12 protein-coding genes are annotated in these 15,313 nt (G+C 54.1%); 7 read left to right on the top strand and 5 right to left on the bottom strand.

What is annotated here, in order from left to right; all coding sequences use genetic code 11:
• The first annotated feature begins 214 nt into the window (after window positions 1–214).
• From SELIN_RS06955 to SELIN_RS06945, 3 genes are all read left to right on the top strand, one after another.
• Complete coding sequence (locus SELIN_RS06955) at window positions 215–2,203, top strand: methyl-accepting chemotaxis protein (protein WP_013505957.1); 1,989 nt, start codon at window positions 215–217, stop codon at window positions 2,201–2,203.
• A 126-nt stretch (window positions 2,204–2,329) separates the two neighbouring features.
• A complete protein-coding gene (ettA, locus tag SELIN_RS06950) occupies window positions 2,330–4,009 on the top strand; it encodes an energy-dependent translational throttle protein EttA (protein ID WP_013505956.1) in 1,680 nt (559 codons plus the stop codon).
• 24 nt (window positions 4,010–4,033) lie between these two features.
• A complete protein-coding gene (locus SELIN_RS06945) occupies window positions 4,034–4,489 on the top strand; it encodes a PAS domain-containing protein (RefSeq protein WP_013505955.1) in 456 nt (151 codons plus the stop codon).
• 120 nt (window positions 4,490–4,609) lie between these two features.
• Here SELIN_RS06945 and SELIN_RS15445 read toward each other — a convergent pair whose 3' ends face one another.
• The 4 genes from SELIN_RS15445 to SELIN_RS06925 form a co-directional block, all read right to left on the bottom strand.
• Window positions 4,610–7,111, bottom strand: coding sequence for a flagellin N-terminal helical domain-containing protein (locus tag SELIN_RS15445; protein ID WP_013505954.1), 2,502 nt, complete (start codon window positions 7,109–7,111; stop codon window positions 4,610–4,612).
• Window positions 7,112–7,472: 361 nt separating this feature from the next.
• Complete coding sequence (locus SELIN_RS15440; protein ID WP_013505953.1) at window positions 7,473–9,995, bottom strand: flagellin N-terminal helical domain-containing protein; 2,523 nt, start codon at window positions 9,993–9,995, stop codon at window positions 7,473–7,475.
• Between the two features lie 154 nt (window positions 9,996–10,149).
• The gene (locus SELIN_RS06930) at window positions 10,150–11,469 is read right to left on the bottom strand and encodes a DUF1015 domain-containing protein (protein WP_013505952.1); all 1,320 of its coding nucleotides are present in this window, start codon (window positions 11,467–11,469) and stop codon (window positions 10,150–10,152) included.
• Window positions 11,470–11,545: 76 nt separating this feature from the next.
• Entirely contained in the window at window positions 11,546–11,974 is a 429-nt protein-coding gene (locus SELIN_RS06925; RefSeq protein ID WP_013505951.1) for an acyl-CoA thioesterase, read from the bottom strand.
• Window positions 11,975–12,100: 126 nt separating this feature from the next.
• Between SELIN_RS06925 and SELIN_RS06920 the strand changes: the two genes are divergently transcribed.
• The 4 genes from SELIN_RS06920 to SELIN_RS06905 all read left to right on the top strand — a co-directional run bounded on the left by SELIN_RS06920 (window position 12,101) and on the right by SELIN_RS06905 (window position 14,997).
• Window positions 12,101–12,415, top strand: coding sequence for a hypothetical protein (locus SELIN_RS06920; protein ID WP_013505950.1), 315 nt, complete (start codon window positions 12,101–12,103; stop codon window positions 12,413–12,415).
• A gap of 174 nt (window positions 12,416–12,589) precedes the next feature.
• Window positions 12,590–13,015: an Hsp20/alpha crystallin family protein gene (locus SELIN_RS06915; protein WP_013505949.1), complete on the top strand. Its 426-nt coding sequence runs from the start codon at window positions 12,590–12,592 to the stop codon at window positions 13,013–13,015.
• Between the two features lie 31 nt (window positions 13,016–13,046).
• Complete coding sequence (locus tag SELIN_RS06910) at window positions 13,047–13,424, top strand: Hsp20/alpha crystallin family protein (protein WP_013505948.1); 378 nt, start codon at window positions 13,047–13,049, stop codon at window positions 13,422–13,424.
• Window positions 13,425–13,533: 109 nt separating this feature from the next.
• Window positions 13,534–14,997 carry a sigma-54-dependent transcriptional regulator gene (locus SELIN_RS06905; RefSeq protein ID WP_013505947.1) on the top strand — a complete coding sequence of 488 codons (1,464 nt, stop codon included), beginning with the start codon at window positions 13,534–13,536 and terminating at the stop codon, window positions 14,995–14,997.
• A gap of 105 nt (window positions 14,998–15,102) precedes the next feature.
• On the opposite strand, the gene SELIN_RS06900 is transcribed toward SELIN_RS06905, so the two are convergent.
• Window positions 15,103–15,303, bottom strand: a complete 201-nt coding sequence (locus SELIN_RS06900) for a 2-hydroxymuconate tautomerase family protein (RefSeq protein ID WP_013505946.1) — start codon at window positions 15,301–15,303, stop codon at window positions 15,103–15,105.
• Window positions 15,304–15,313: the final 10 nt, after the last annotated feature.

Below are 15,313 nucleotides of genomic sequence, written 5' to 3'. Positions count from 1 at the left end.
CGAGCAATTGTGTCAACAGGAGAAATTCCTGATTATGTGTGGCAGTACTAACATGGCGCAAAATGTTTCGATACTGGTTGGGAAATGCCTTCTCAGGAAAGTTTACAAGCGTTACACAATCACTTGAATTTTCTTTCACAAGTGGTATGCTTCCGGTGATTTCAACATATGCATTCATTGACATGGGATTTGCAGAGAACTGGGCAGGTGATTTATGAAAATCGGATTAAAACTGGGAAGCGCTTTTGGCGCCGTCATTCTCATTACGCTTGGGACCGTTATTATTGGCTATAACGCAATGGGGCGCGTCCACAGCAGTTCAGCAACAGGGCTTGCCATGAATCAGATCGCCACGGAAACCTCCCGCGCCATGGAAGAGATTCAACGATATATCGCCAGCGAGGAACCGCAGGACTTCGCATCTGCACTTACGGGTCTGAGCACTTCTGCTCAGCAGGTTCAGACACTTCTTACCGGTGTTGATGGAGAGATTCGGCAGCATCTTGCGGATTCTCAACAAACCCTTCGTCAGGTATCCGAGCAATTCCGTCACTATCGCGAGCTGGTGGGCCAGAAACAGGATGCCACAGGGCAAATGGATGTGCTGGCAGCGCAGCTGCGTGACAATGTGCGATATACCGGCGATGCCCTGGCTGATCTTCTGCGGAGCCGAAACCGGGAGATGAGCACCAGTGCCTTTGCCGAAGCACTGGCCATGGTGCGCCTTGAGACCAGCCTCGCTGAGCGTATAGCCCTGGTGAATCTCAATGTGGAATCCTATGAAAACACCCTCGATGAAGAGTATATCAATGAAGCGTGGGAACAGCTGCTGGAGATTTTCCATGTCGCGGACAGCATCCAGTCCTGGGCACAGGTTCATGGAACCGGAGTTGAACTGCAAGAGCAGCTTGACCAGGCAGTAGAGCGTATGCGGCAGTATCGCCATACGCTGGACATGTGGACTGAGGCGGTTTACGAATTACGCGAAACTGCGAGCCAGTTCCGTACCAGTCTGGAGGCAGTGAATTCCTCCGTCAATGCTGCCCTGACAGCGACTGATATTTATATGGCACTGGAGGTGGCACGCTCTGGCCGGATGCTGATTATTGGAGCCATTCTCGCTGTAGTGACAGCATTGACATTGGCTTTGGTGAGCACGGTGATGATTGTGCGACCGCTGAACACAGCAGCAAAATTTGTACACAGAGTAGCCGAAGGAGATCTCAGTGAACACCTGGAGTTACAGAGAAGTGATGAAATCGGCGATCTGACGCGCTCCCTCAACGCCATGGTCGATCATCTGCGTCAGATGGTTCAGGGGATACGTCAAGCCGCCTCAGATGTGGCTTCATCCAGTGAGGAGCTTTCCAGTTCCTCCTCTCATATGAGCGATGGCATTGCCCATCATGCCGGTAATATTTCACAGATAGCTTCCGCATCGCTACAGATGTCACAAACCGTACGCAGCCTCATGGAGAATACCAGCGCTATTGAACAGGACGCGCAGACCACCGTGGATGCCTCCCGCGGTGGTGGTGATCTGATCAGTCAATCGACCAGGGAAATGAACACCATCCTTGAGCATGTGCGTCAGGCGGAACAGTATTCCCGCGCCCTGGAAGAAAAGGCATCTCGGGTTGAGCAGATTATCGCCGCCATCAATGATATTTCTGAGCAGACGAACCTGCTGGCTCTGAATGCCGCCATCGAAGCGGCGAGAGCTGGTGATGTGGGACGCGGTTTTGCGGTGGTGGCAGACGAAGTGCGTAAATTGGCAGAACGCAGTGGCCAATCCACGGGAGAAATTACCGCCATAGTGCAGAGCATTCAAAGCGGGGTTTCCCAGATGTCCGGTGCCATGCAGAGCGTCAGCGAAAAGGCGAGCACTGGCAGTACCCTGGCGGTGCGCACTGAATCTTCATTCAAACAGGTGTTGCTGAGCATGGAAAGCCTCCTGCAGCGCATAGAACAGAATGTGGCGGCCATGGAACAGATGTCTGCCGTATCTGACCAGATGAGTGGCGATATTCAGTCCGTTTCCGCTGCCTCTGAACAAACCGCCCGCTCGGCAAACGAAATCTCCCAGGCATCCCTTGGACTCTCGCAGCTGGCCTCCGACGTCCAGCAGATGCTCAGTCAGTTCCGCACTGGCGAAGAGGATAACCCGCGAGCACCGCTCCTGGGCTCAGGGAAAAGCCACTGATTGCGACTGCCGCCTGGGTCATGCTATCCTGATTCCTGTAGATACCCTCGGGAGTAAGAGCCAGGAATGGTATGATGCCTGAAGTGTCTGCATGATGTTGAATTTTCTGTTGGAGGCTGACGTACCATGAGCACAGAGGCGAACAAAATCATTTATTCCATGATCCGGGTCAGTAAATTTCGCGATAAAAAACCAGTATTGAAGGACATTTCCCTCTCTTACTTTTACGGCGCAAAAATCGGAGTACTGGGCCTGAACGGCTCGGGAAAAAGTACCCTGCTGCGTATACTGGCAGGCGTGGACAAGGACTTCAATGGCGAAACCGTTCTTGCTCCCGGCTACACCGTTGGCCTTCTGGAACAGGAGCCCCTGGTCGACAGCACCAAAACCGTACGCGAGGTGGTGGAGGAAGGAGCCCAGGAAACGGTGGACCTGCTGAAGGAATTTGAAGCAATCAATCTCAAATTCGCTGAACCCATGAGCGATGACGAGATGACCAAATTGTGTGATCGCCAGGCAGTGGTTCAGGACAAGCTGGATGCCCTGAACGCCTGGGATCTCGACTCGCGCCTGGAAATGGCCATGGATGCCCTGCGCTGCCCCGCCCCTGATACTCTTGTCAGTGTCCTCTCCGGCGGAGAAAAAAGGCGGGTCGCCATGTGCCGTCTCCTGCTGCAAAAACCAGATATTCTTCTGCTGGATGAACCCACCAACCACCTTGACGCGGAATCCGTCGCCTGGCTGGAACATCACCTGCAGCAATACGAAGGGACAATTATTGCCGTAACCCATGATCGCTACTTCCTCGATAACGTGGCCGGCTGGATTCTTGAACTGGACCGTGGCGAAGGTATCCCCTGGAAAGGGAACTACTCTTCCTGGCTTGAGCAGAAACAGGAGCGGTTGCGTCTTGAGGAAAAGTCGGAATCGAATCGTCAGAAAACCCTGGAACGCGAACTGGAGTGGATACGCATGTCCCCCAAGGGCCGTCACGCCAAGAGCCAGGCACGCATCAGCGCCTATGAAAAGCTGCTCAGCGAAGAAGGCGAAAAAAGAGCCAAGGATCTGGAGCTCTACATACCGCCTGGGCCACGGCTGGGCGATAAAGTCATCGAAGCAGACCGCATTACGAAAGCCTTCGAAGACCGCATACTCATGGAAAACATCTCCTTCTCCCTGCCCCCCGGTGGCATTGTGGGTGTTATTGGTCCCAATGGAGCGGGGAAGTCGACCCTTTTTCGCATGATCTGCGGACAGGAAAAACCTGACACCGGCAGCATCCGCATTGGTGAAACCGTCAAGCTGGCCTATGTGGACCAGAGCCGCCAACTGGATGGCAACAAGAGCATCTGGGATGTCATCAGCGATGGACAGGAACAGATAAAACTCGGCAATCAGCTGGTGAATTCACGGGCGTACGTTGCCCGCTTCAACTTTTCCGGGGCCGATCAGCAGAAGAAGGTGGCCAACCTTTCGGGAGGCGAACGCAACCGGGTTCACCTGGCAAAAATGCTGAAGGAAGGTGCCAACGTCATCCTCCTTGACGAACCCACCAATGACCTGGATGTGAACACCATGCGCGCTCTGGAAGAAGCTCTGGAGAATTTTGCCGGCTGTGCCGTGGTGATCAGCCACGATCGCTGGTTTCTGGACCGCATTGCGACCCATATCCTGGCCTTTGAAGGCGACAGTCAGGTGATCTGGTTTGAAGGCAACTACAGTGAATACGAAGCTGATCGCAAGAAGCGCCTGGGCCCGGAAGCTGAGCGTCCACACCGCATCAAGTACCGTCAGCTGACGCGATAAACACCGTCACGCAAGAGTATGATCATGAGCCGTGACAACCGCTTTCAACAGCTTGTCGAGCAGGCAGGTGATGCCATCCTGGCCTCGGATCGCGCTGGAAATATTGTCTTGTGGAATGCTTCGGCTGGCCGTATTTTCGGTTTCAGTGAAACTGAAGCCCTGGGCCAATCTCTGGATATTATCATTCCAGAACGCTTTCGCCAGCGCCATTGGGAAGGGTATCACCAGACGATGGCTACCGGGATTACCCGGTATGGCACCACAGTACTGCGGGTACCAGCCATTGATCAGAAAGGTCGTGCGCTCTCTATCGCTTTTACGGTAGTGGTCCTTAGCAATGAGTGCGGTACTCCTGAGGCGATTGGAGCCATAGTCAGGGATGAAACCGAGCGCTGGGCCGAGGAAATTCAAATGCGACAGGAGCTTACGCGTCTGAAACAGGAGGGAAAACCCGGGGGCGCTTGCGGGTTATCCTTATGACTCAACTAGTCGTTTTGTGATATCAGATAAAAAAAAGGCCGGGGAGAACTCCCCGGCCTTTCATCAGTTGAACCCTGCCTGGTCCGAATGATGTGGTGTGACTGCGAAACCGTCCATGGTTTATCGCAGGAGCTGCATGATGCCCTGAGGTATGGCGTTGGCCTGGGCCAGCATACTCTGGGCAGCCTGAGTCAGCATCTGGTTGAGGGTGAACTGGGACATTTCCTTGGCCACGTTCACGTCGCGGATACGGGACTCTGCAGCCTGCAGGTTTTCATAGGCGACGCTGAGGCTGTTGATGGTGTGATCCAGACGGTTGGAGATGGCACCCATCTTGGCCCGTTCGGTGGAAACCATGCCCAGTGCTTTATCAATGTCGGTGATGGCTGATTGGGCCAGCTCCTGGCTTACCACGAGGACATTTTCGATGCCCAGTGACTTCACATCGATCTGGGCGATATTTGCGCTCATGGTCTGACCCGCGTTGGCACCAATCTGGAAGCTCATGGAGTTATCCACCAGGTGCAGGTTCATGGTGTCGGGATCGGTCTTGGCCGTGAACTCAAAGCGAGCTTTTGCTGCATCGAAGGAAGCTTCAACGCCGATGTTGCCCTTGAAGGCCACATCCACGCCCTGGATGATGTTCTTCATCACGCCGTCTCCAACGGTGTCACTGCCGACGGGGCGGCCAGTGTGGGCATTGGTGACCCGCACGTTGTAGATATTCTCCTCGGATGCCTGTACCTGATCGAGGTTCAGGGCATCGATGAGCTTCTGCTCGCCAACAAAGGCCAGCTCGCCCTGGGCACCGTTAAAGAGGGAGCGGATCAGCAGCGTGCCTTCCACGGCAGCGTCACTGTTTTCAACGGATGAACCCTTGCCCACAAAGTCAACCACGCGGTTGTCAGTGGTGGTGTTACCCATGGAGATGCCAAGATCCTTGGTGATGGCCTTGATCAGCTTCTCTTCCAGACGGGCGAGAGTGTCATTGCCCTCCAGGTACACATCGGCAGACTTGCCGTTACCGTAGATGGTCAGCTTCTGGGAAGTGTCGAAGACATTGGTGCCATCGGGAGTGATGAAGGCATCGATGTCCTTGAGCTTGGTGTAGGCAGAGGCCAGTCCGCCCGTACCGCGCACTTCCATGTTCACCTGATCGTCATGCTGCGTGCCAGTCTGGTTGGCAGCAAAGTCCAGGGTGATGGAGCCGATGGTGACGGAGCCGGTATTGGCGTCCATCTGGGCCATATGGTACTGGTGCTGTTTGGGGCCTTCGCTGAGGACGGTGTTCTGCATGCCACCGGCATCAGAAGTGCCGTTTGTGATGATGTAGTAGGCGCCCATATTCTGTACAACAGAGCCGGAACCCACTTCATTGTAGTAGCGCTCGTCGATTTTGAAAGCACCGCCGGCACCACCGGTTGCACTGCCGTCAATCCGTGCGGCATCCACCTCACCGTTGATACTCATCAGCATCTTATCACCGGTTTTGATCATGGCGCCGTCGTTGAAGAGCAGCTGGGCACCGGCGTCAAACTGATCCAGTCCACCAAGGCTCAGGGCATTGTCAACGATGTTGACGGTGGCCCAGGCTTCGGCTTCACCGGTAGTGACGCTGATAAAGCGTACGCGGGCAGCGCCGGTGACATCGGAACCACCAGTGGTCAGGTGGGCATCCTGCAGGAACTCGATTTCCATATAGCCATGGTATCCCGTGACGACACCCCCATGGGTGGCGAAAACATTCATGCCATTATGGTTTTCAAGTTCTCCTGATCCATTGCTCAGAACGGACCAGTTTGATCCTGCCTGCTGGTAGGTGCCATTGATGGCCATGCTTCCGCTGCTGATGCTGGCAAGAGTTAAGATTGAATCACCGTTAAAGGACGCGCCGATTTCCGATGTGGTGGCCACATTGACCAGGTAGGTGCGGTCGGTGATATCACCGGTGCGCACACCCTCGGCGGCGTAGACGCCGGCAATACCGGAGGAGTTGACGGACGCGCTGACCGAAACACCGGCCAGGGTGAGCACGTCACCGGCGAAGGCGCCTTCACGCAGGGTCATGATGTTGGACTTCAGCACCTGGTTTTTGCCCACCTTGGCGGTGACATCGATTTTGTAGTTTCCGGTGATGACCTGATCGCGGATGATGGCTTCCATGAGGTCACTGTCAGAAGTGCTCCAGCGTGCGGTGGCGTCACCATTGAGCAGCTTCTTGGTGTTGAACTCAGTGGAGGTGGAGATACGGTCGATCTCGCTCTTGAGCTGGTCCACTTCGCGCTGGATGTGCTGGCGGTCGTCAGAGGTCAGGGTGCCGTTGGCGGCCTGAACACTCAGTTCACGCATACGCTGCAGGATGGCGGTGGTCTCGTTGAGAGCGCCTTCTGCGGTCTGAATCAGGGAGATGCCGTCCTGGGCGTTGGCGACAGCGCGGTCAAGGCCGCGGATCTGTCCGCGCATCTTCTCGGAGATGGCCAGACCGGAGGCGTCGTCGGAAGCGCGGTTGATGCGCAGACCCGAAGACAGGCGCTCAATGGACTGTGAAAGGTTCTGTGAATTGACGCGCAGGTTGTTCTGCGCATTGATAGACGGAATGTTGTTGTAGATAACACTGGACATGACAATATCCTCCGTGATTTGTTCAGGTGGTACCAGCACCTGGTGTGCTCTTCATCCTTGAAGAGCTGTGATGTGCCTTTGCCTGTGGGGCGGTTTTTGCCGTCTCTCCACTGGTTCAGGCCTTTGCGAGATCTGTCCTGATTCTCTGTCTGCAACACCTCCTGTCAGTTATCCTGCCTCTCTTTAACGCGCCTGGGAACCAGGCTGAGAGGACTTGCGGGTTAGCGATTTCTGCCGAAGAGTCCGGCGGTCAGGGCTTTCTGGGAAAAAAGCCCTGGCGGACAGACTCTTTCCTCGCCCGGGGAGGTCCGGGGAGCTGCCGACTCCCCGGATCACCGGTCGATGGTACTGTCTGTCTCTGTTATGCCAGCAGTTGCATGATTCCCTGAGGCATGGCGTTGGCCTGGGCCAGCATGCTCTGGGCTGCCTGGGTAAGCATCTGATTGAGGGTGAACTGGGACATTTCCTTGGCCACGTTTACGTCACGGATACGGGATTCAGCAGCCTGCAGGTTCTCTGCGGCAATGCTGAGGCTGTTGATGGTATGGTCCAGTCGGTTGGAGATGGCACCCATTTTGGCCCGTTCGCTGGAAACCTGAGTTATGGCCTTATCAATCCGTCCTACGGCCTCCTGGGCCAGCTCCTGGCTGACAAGGTAGACATTCTCCAGTCCGAGTGATTTCACATCGATCTGGGCAATGTTGGCCCGCATGGTCTGGCCTTCGTTGGCTCCAATCTGGAAGCTCATGGAAGAGTCCACCAGGTGCAGATACATGGTTGCCGGATCTGTGTCGGCAGTGAAGTCAAATTTCTGCAGCGTTTCGTTGAAGGAAGCGCCTATGCCGATATTTCCCTTGAAGTGCACATCCACACCCTGGATGGTGTCTTTCATGACGCCATCGCCTACCACATCACTGCCGACGGGTCTGCCGGTGTGCGCGTCACGTACGGTGACACTGTAGAGGTTTTCTTCGGCTTCCTGAATTTCTGCCAGGTTCAGAGCGTCCAGCAGTTTCTGGTCGGCGACGAAGGCCAGCTCGCCCTGGGCACCATTAAAGAGGGACCGAATGACCATGGTGCCGTCAACGGCGGCATCGGAGTTTGCGACACCGGAACCTTTCGTGATGAAATCCACCACGCGATTATCGGTGCTGACGTTGCCCATGGTGATCCCCAGATCCTGGGTAATGGCTTTGGTCAGCTTTTCTTCAAGGCGAGCTATGGTATCATTGCCTTCCAGGTACACGTCGGCAGATTTGCCATTTCCGTAGATGGTCAGCTTCTGGGCTGTCTCAAAAACACTGGGGCCATCAGGGGTGATAAATACCTCAATATCCCTGAGCCTGGTGTAGGATGAAGCCAGACCACCGGTTCCACGGATTTCCATGGCCAGGGAGTCATCGGTCTGGGTTCCTGTAGCCGACGCATTGAAATCCAGGCTAATGGCGCCAATGGTAACAGCACCCGTTGAAGCATCAAGTTGTGCCAGGTGGTACTCGTGAGTCAGGTTCCCCTGACTGATGACAACATTCTGAAGGCCATCGCCTGAGCCGGTGGTGGTTCCAGTGGTGATGATGTAGTAAGCTCCGCGATTGTGTACCACGGATCCGGTTCCCACTTCATTCAGGTATCGCTCGTCAATTTTGAAAGCGCCATTTCCAAGGGATACGGTCGCTGCGGTAAGGCTGCGGGCAGCGTCGACACTCAACAGCATCTTGTCGCCGGTTTTGATCATGGAACCATCGATAAGGGCGAAGTTTGCACCGGCGCCGAATATGGCTGTTGAGTCCAGCTCCAGTTCGCCACCAGCGATATCAATGGTGGTCCAGGCAGTGGGTTCTCCGGTCTTGACGTCGATGAAGCGCACGCGGGCAGCATCGCTGACGTTCGCGCCTGCTGAGAGGTGCATGTCCTTTATGAACTCGATCTCCACGTAACCGTGGTAGCCGGATACGACAAAGGCACCAGCGGACGAAAATCGATTCATACCATCAACATTACCCATGGGACCAAAGCCACCGGTAGATGCGATGCCCCAGTTTGAGCCGGACTGTTGATAGAAACCGTTGACTCCGACACCACCGGTGGTGAGGGTATTCACGCCATCGGTTCCGCCAAGAGTGGAAACACCGCTGATGACGTTAGCACCGCCACCGGAAAGGTTGGAAAGTACGTTTACCACATAGGTGCGCTCATTGATGCCACCGGTACGTACGCCTTCGGCGGCATAGATGCCGGCAATGCCGGAAGAATTTGTCTGGCCGGTCAAGGCTACGCCATTGGCCGTCAGCACATCCCCGGCAAAGGCGCCTTCGCGCAGGGCCATGATGTTGGACTTGAGCACCTGGTTTTTGCCCACCTTGGCGGTGACGTCCAGCTGATAGTTGCCGGAAACCACGCGGTCACGGATGACGGCTTCCATCAGATTGGGGTTGGAGGTACTCCAGCGTGCTGTGGCATCGCCATTGAGCAGCTTTTTCGTATTGAATTCGGTTGAGGTGGAGATACGATCGATTTCGTGCTTCAGCTGATCAACTTCACGCTGAATGTGCTGGCGATCATCGGACGTCATGGTTCCGTTACCGGCTTGAATAGCCAGTTCACGCATACGTTGCAGAATGGCAGTGGTTTCGTTCAGAGCAGCCTCAGCAGTCTGAATCAGAGAAATACCATCCTGAGCATTGGCGACAGCACGGTTCAGACCGCTGATCTGACCACGCATTTTCTCGGAGATGGCAAGTCCCGAGGCGTCGTCGGATGCACGGTTAATGCGCAGTCCGGAAGAGAGTCGTTCAATGGAGTTGGAAAGGGCACTGGAATTGACGCGCAGATTATTCTGCGCATTGAGAGACGGCAGGTTGTTATACAGTACAGACATCGACATGGCACTATCCTCCCTGATAGTTTTCGTTTGGCATCCTTGCCTTTGGGAAGCTTTTCGGAAACGCCGGGAGGAAACTTAAGGGGGATTATGAGAAATTTTTCAAGCGATGCTCTTATCAGTGGTTTCAACCACTTCTGTGTTTTGCCGGATACGCTCAGCGTATCCGGCGGCACTCCAGATAGAAACGCTTTTCATGGGACTCTCCCATGGAAAATGTTTTGCGGGGAAAAGGACCATCCTGAAGGATCGAAGGGAAGAAGCTCTGTTTGTCGATGGGCGGCAGGAAAAATCCCATGTTGCCAGGTCGGCTGCCGATGGTGGCTACAGCCTCCGCGCCATGGACATAGTCCAGATCAATATTCAGTTCACGCTCAAGATAGTCGTCCAGGAAGTTCTGCAGCGATGCCGTGGCCAGTTTGGTGTCCGGTGGCGTTATCTCGATAATGCCAGAGGAGTTCTGCCAGATGACAGGAATCCGATGGCACTGCGGTGAACTGGAGGCAAGCATCGCCATGGACTTTTCACTGATATCCTGGGGGAAGTCCTGGTTGATGAAGTGAGCGTCGATATTCTTGCGGCCGAAATAAGTTTCCATGGCCTTGAGCAGATGGTGAGGGTCGACTCCGAAGAGCACGCGGTGGATGGCCTCAAACACCAGTGAGGTGTCGTGGAGATTCACCAGCTCTACCATGGCAAAGCGGGCTGGATGCTCCTGAATCGACTCAAGATCATGGGTGCTGTTTTTCACCTCTTCCCACAGCGCTTTGGCTGTCGCCAGGGAGTGATTGCCATCACCGACGGCATAGAGCAGTGCACTTCCCTGGCTGTCACGGTGAGTGAGCCTGGCCAGAGCGTCTGCCACGGACTGCATTTCCAGGCGATCATTGACGCCAAAGGCGCTGACACGGCCGCTGTCCAGCATGAGGTCAAAGTCGTATAATGGCGTGCGCTGGTTATGGCAAAGAGGTTCGATGACAGTATTTCGGGGGTCGTCGATGAGCACCATGATGTGGGAGACTTCCAGGGGAGCCTGGCGGCGGATATCCATGCGAGGGGGGAGACGGTGGGCAATGGTGCCTTCCGTGGGACGGATCAGACTGGTGCTGGTGGGGCTGAAATTATACTGCTCCAGGTCCAGGGCCACCAGAAGTCCGTGGCGCTTGCGCCCGCATTTAAGCTGGCGTTGCAGGAGTATCCAACCCGGTCCCCAGGGTTGAAGAACCTCTTCCCTGAGATACTGCTCCATCCTGTCCTGGATGCGGGGTGTCATCTCTGCGGCTTTATCCAGATATATTTCGGGCAGGGTGATGTGCAGGGTTGATGGATGTTCACCGACATACTGGTTCACGGTCTCCCAGTATTCCGGTTCAGACGTATATTGATCGCAGGCTATGACTGTCCAGCGACACAGGTCGATGTTCTGGTTTGGCAACAGGAACTGGGGAGCTTGCAGAGCTATGGAGTTAAAGTTCATACAGACACCTTTATCAGAGACTTTAGGAGCAAACCTTTGGATACTAGCAAAGCTTGCCCCGGAAAAAAACCGGAAATTAGGCTTCCGGGTCAGGCTGACAGGAATCCCTGACCAACAAAGCTGTGATTTCATCAAATGCCTTGGGTTTGCCGTATTCGTCAATGGAGGCTCCGGTCATACAGGCATCGATGATCAGCTTGCCATCGCTTTGCCGGTGGATCTGCTGGACAAAGAGAAAGCGTACGCGTGAAATCGGCTCCATGTGAACGCTGACCCGAAAGGTATCTCCACTGCGCAGGGATGCGCGATATTCGATTTCCGCTTTCACCAGCACCAGATTGATGTTTTCCTGAGCCAGTTTCACCACATCGAGCCCCCGACTTTTGACAAATTCATGGCGCGCGTGCTCCAGGTAATTCATGTACACCGCATTGTTGACGATGCCCTGAAAGTCGCATTCATAATCACGCACAGTCAGAATAATGGAAAATGTTGAAGATGGCATGGCAGCCCTCCGGATATCGTAAAATTTCACGGGAATTTTTTCTGTCTAGAGCATACCATAGAATAAAAGCTTTGCCTGCATTACCTGTTGACGCAGGCTGCAAATTACTGTTCAGGAGGAATAATCATGAAATCTCGGCTTCTTGTAGCTCTTATGGCGCTGATTCTTTTTGCAGGAGGATGTGCCACGGTCGGAAAACCATGGCCCCAGGAGCGGGTCAACGACATTATTATCGGTCAGACCTCCCAGGGTGAGATTCTGGAAATGTTTGGCACGCCCTGGCGTACCGGAGTGGAAGACGGTTATCGCACATGGACCTATGGACGGTATCAGTATCGCCTTCTGGGCGATTCCTCCACTTCAGATCTGGTGGTTCGGTTTGGCGCTGACAATCGTGTACGTTCCTATACCTATAACACCACAGAAGCACACCCGCGCTGATGTGAATGCAACGCCTGCCACTGGCTGCAACGTAGCATTTCCGTGGCAGGCGCAGACGGTTTTGCTGTAACCACGCTTTTTTCAAAGGGATAATAATCTGGCAACAGTTCTGCAGATCAGGCTTGCAGAACTGTTTTTTTTTGCCATCTGCAAATATCCTTAGAGGAGGACCTTATGCGTTATGTGGATATCTTTGATGAAATGGACAACCTGATGCGCGGTTTTGGGAACCTTACTCCCATGGCAGTTCCAGCCAGCAGGCGCAGCGGCTCACCACACGGGTATCCTGCCCTGAATATCTGGGAGGACAGCAACAGTTTCCATGTGGATGTGGCGTGTCCCGGAGTGCGCAAGGAGGACATTGATATTTCTGTAAACCAGAACATGCTGACATTGGAGTTCGAGCGCAAGCAGCTCCAGGGAGACAGTTTGGAGTACAGTCGTATTGAAAGCCGCTACGGGAAATTCAAGCGCAATGTTGCCCTGAAGGCCGATGTGGAAATAGATGCCATAGCAGCCTCCTATGAGGATGGCATTCTCTCCATAGCTATTCCTAAAGCAGCACACGCGAAACCACGCAAGATCGAAATTTCTGCCTGAATCCAGCACAACGCGCACCAGGAGGTGACCCATGAGTAATATTGAACAACACAATCAGCAGGGAGAGCTTGAGGCTTCACTGAAAACAGACAACACCATAGCCCCACACGTCGATGTGCTGGAGTATGATGACAGCCTGCATCTGATCTTTCAGCTTCCAGGAGTCAAGCGAAGTCAGTTGGATATTCATGCTGAAGGCGACATGCTCTCCGTCTCAACCACAGGTATTTCCAGCGCCGAACGTGAATACCGTCATCAGGAATTTCTTCTTCAGAACTATGCCCGTCAGTTCCGTGTGAGCCGTAAATACGACCTTTCCCGGATTCACGCTGTCTATGAAGATGGTGAACTGCGGCTGCGGGTACCAAAGTCAGAAAAGGAAAAAGCCCGCAAAGTGACCATTCAGTAAAGATCGCAAAGCGGTCAAAGGGTGAGCCTGTCGCCATTGTGACAGGCTCGTTTTATTGGCAAAGGTTTGTAAATATGCTATCTTGAAACAAATTGCAGTGGAGAGAGGCATGACCCAGTCAATAAAAACGGTACTTGTGGTGGACGATGAAGACCAGATGCGGCTCGCTTTGCGTGAAACCCTTACCCGTGCCGGTTATGAAGTCATAACTGCCTTTGATGGCAACAATGGCCTGAGCAAGTTACAGAACAATTCCATTGACGCCGTTATAACCGACCTGCGCATGCCGGTCATGGATGGTATGGAGTTTCTGCAAAAGGCACTGCAGGAAAAACCCGGTTTGCCCATCGTGCTGATGACCGCGTACGCCACGGTAAACACCGCAGTGGATGCCATGAAATCCGGCGCGTTTGACTATATCATGAAGCCGTTTTCGCCTGAAGTCATTGAGTCCACCCTGGAAAGGGTTTTTCAGTATCACGGCGCCCTGGAGCAAAACACACCAGCACCAGCTCAGAAAAATGAAGCTGCCGCCAACCATAAAGCACCGACCATCATCACCCGCAGCAAACGCATGGAAGAACTCATTCATCTTGCCACCGATGTGGCCAGCTCTTCCGCCAACGTGCTGGTGAACGGCGAATCGGGTACCGGGAAAGAGCTCTTCGCACGTCTTCTCCACTACGCAGGCAATCGGCAGGATAAGCCTTTTGTGGCTGTCAACTGCGCAGCACTCCCCGATAATTTGCTGGAAAGTGAACTGTTCGGCTACGAAAAGGGTGCCTTTACCGGAGCCGCCAACCGCAAGATCGGCAAGTTTGAAATGGCCGATGGTGGAACCCTGCTGCTGGATGAAATCACGGAAATGCCCTTTCACCTGCAGGCCAAGCTCTTGCGGGTACTCCAGGAAGGGGAAGTTGATCGACTGGGTGGCTCAAAGCCCATCAATGTGGATGTGCGCATTGTAGCCACTACGAACCGCGATATTCAGGAGAGCATCAAGGAAAAGACCTTCCGCGAAGATCTCTACTACCGCCTGAACGTTATCCCCCTGCATATCCCTCCGCTGCGTAGGCGCAAGGAGGATATCGCGCTTCTGGTTGACCACTTTATCGCCAAATATAACCGGAAGAACAGCAAGAGTATTACCGCTGTAACCCCGGAAGGCATGAACGCTCTGATGAATCATCAATGGCATGGCAATGTGCGTGAGCTGGAGAATATCATCGAACGGGCTGTGGTCATCTGTCGGACTCAGACACTGACACCGGGTAACCTCTTTCTTCACGGCACCCTGCTGGATATACCCACCGCAGGAGACGAGGGGCAAACGGTTTGCGTGGAACAGGCGCAGTCCGTGGAAGAAGGATGTATGCCAGCGCTGGCCGACGATGACCCCCTGCTGATTGAGGTGGGTACCAGTGTCCATGAGATGGAGAAGCGTCTGATTCTTCAAACGCTGGAGAAGTGCAGCGGGAATCGGAAGCAGGCGGCTGATATGCTGGGAATCACCAGCCGCACCCTGCTGAACAAGATCAAAGAATATCGCGAACTGGGTATCCATATCGAGTGATACTGGAGTTTCAGTCGCCTGACAGAATAAAACTCGAGAATGAGTGTAAAAAACCAACAGAGGCCCCGTCTGCCGGATTCGTGACGGGGCCTCTGTCGTCTGACACTAAGTTCTGGCACGCAACGTCGTGACCGACTCCCCACCAACCCCCCAGTTATCCGTTTCCACTTCATCGATGATGACAAAGGTGGTCTTGGGATTTTTGCCCAGCACGTCAACCAGCAGGTTGGTAACCCCCTCAATGAGTTGTTCTTTTTGTTCCCTGGTCGCGCCTTCTCTGGTGATGCGGATGTTGACAAATGGCATATGGCCTCCT

Origin of the sequence: Desulfurispirillum indicum S5, assembly GCF_000177635.2 — a bacterium.
Classification (GTDB): domain Bacteria; phylum Chrysiogenota; class Chrysiogenetes; order Chrysiogenales; family Chrysiogenaceae; genus Desulfurispirillum; species Desulfurispirillum indicum.
The sequence above is the reverse complement of the archived record's forward strand: the minus strand, read 5'-3'. Positions and strand labels throughout refer to the sequence as shown.

What these genes read in the sequence shown, in the direction of transcription:
- SELIN_RS15445 (WP_013505954.1), bottom strand. Translation starts at nt 7,111, where the DNA reads ATGTCCAGTGTTATCTACAACAACATTCCGTCTATCAATGCGCAGAAC.
- SELIN_RS06945 (WP_013505955.1), top strand. Translation starts at nt 4,034, where the DNA reads ATGAGCCGTGACAACCGCTTTCAACAGCTTGTCGAGCAGGCAGGTGAT.
- SELIN_RS06925 (WP_013505951.1), bottom strand. Translation starts at nt 11,974, where the DNA reads ATGCCATCTTCAACATTTTCCATTATTCTGACTGTGCGTGATTATGAA.
- SELIN_RS06930 (WP_013505952.1), bottom strand. Translation starts at nt 11,469, where the DNA reads ATGAACTTTAACTCCATAGCTCTGCAAGCTCCCCAGTTCCTGTTGCCA.
- SELIN_RS06910 (WP_013505948.1), top strand. Translation starts at nt 13,047, where the DNA reads ATGAGTAATATTGAACAACACAATCAGCAGGGAGAGCTTGAGGCTTCA.
- SELIN_RS06905 (WP_013505947.1), top strand. Translation starts at nt 13,534, where the DNA reads ATGACCCAGTCAATAAAAACGGTACTTGTGGTGGACGATGAAGACCAG.
- SELIN_RS15440 (WP_013505953.1), bottom strand. Translation starts at nt 9,995, where the DNA reads ATGTCGATGTCTGTACTGTATAACAACCTGCCGTCTCTCAATGCGCAG.
- SELIN_RS06915 (WP_013505949.1), top strand. Translation starts at nt 12,590, where the DNA reads ATGCGTTATGTGGATATCTTTGATGAAATGGACAACCTGATGCGCGGT.
- SELIN_RS06955 (WP_013505957.1), top strand. Translation starts at nt 215, where the DNA reads ATGAAAATCGGATTAAAACTGGGAAGCGCTTTTGGCGCCGTCATTCTC.
- ettA (WP_013505956.1), top strand. Translation starts at nt 2,330, where the DNA reads ATGAGCACAGAGGCGAACAAAATCATTTATTCCATGATCCGGGTCAGT.
- SELIN_RS06900 (WP_013505946.1), bottom strand. Translation starts at nt 15,303, where the DNA reads ATGCCATTTGTCAACATCCGCATCACCAGAGAAGGCGCGACCAGGGAA.
- SELIN_RS06920 (WP_013505950.1), top strand. Translation starts at nt 12,101, where the DNA reads ATGAAATCTCGGCTTCTTGTAGCTCTTATGGCGCTGATTCTTTTTGCA.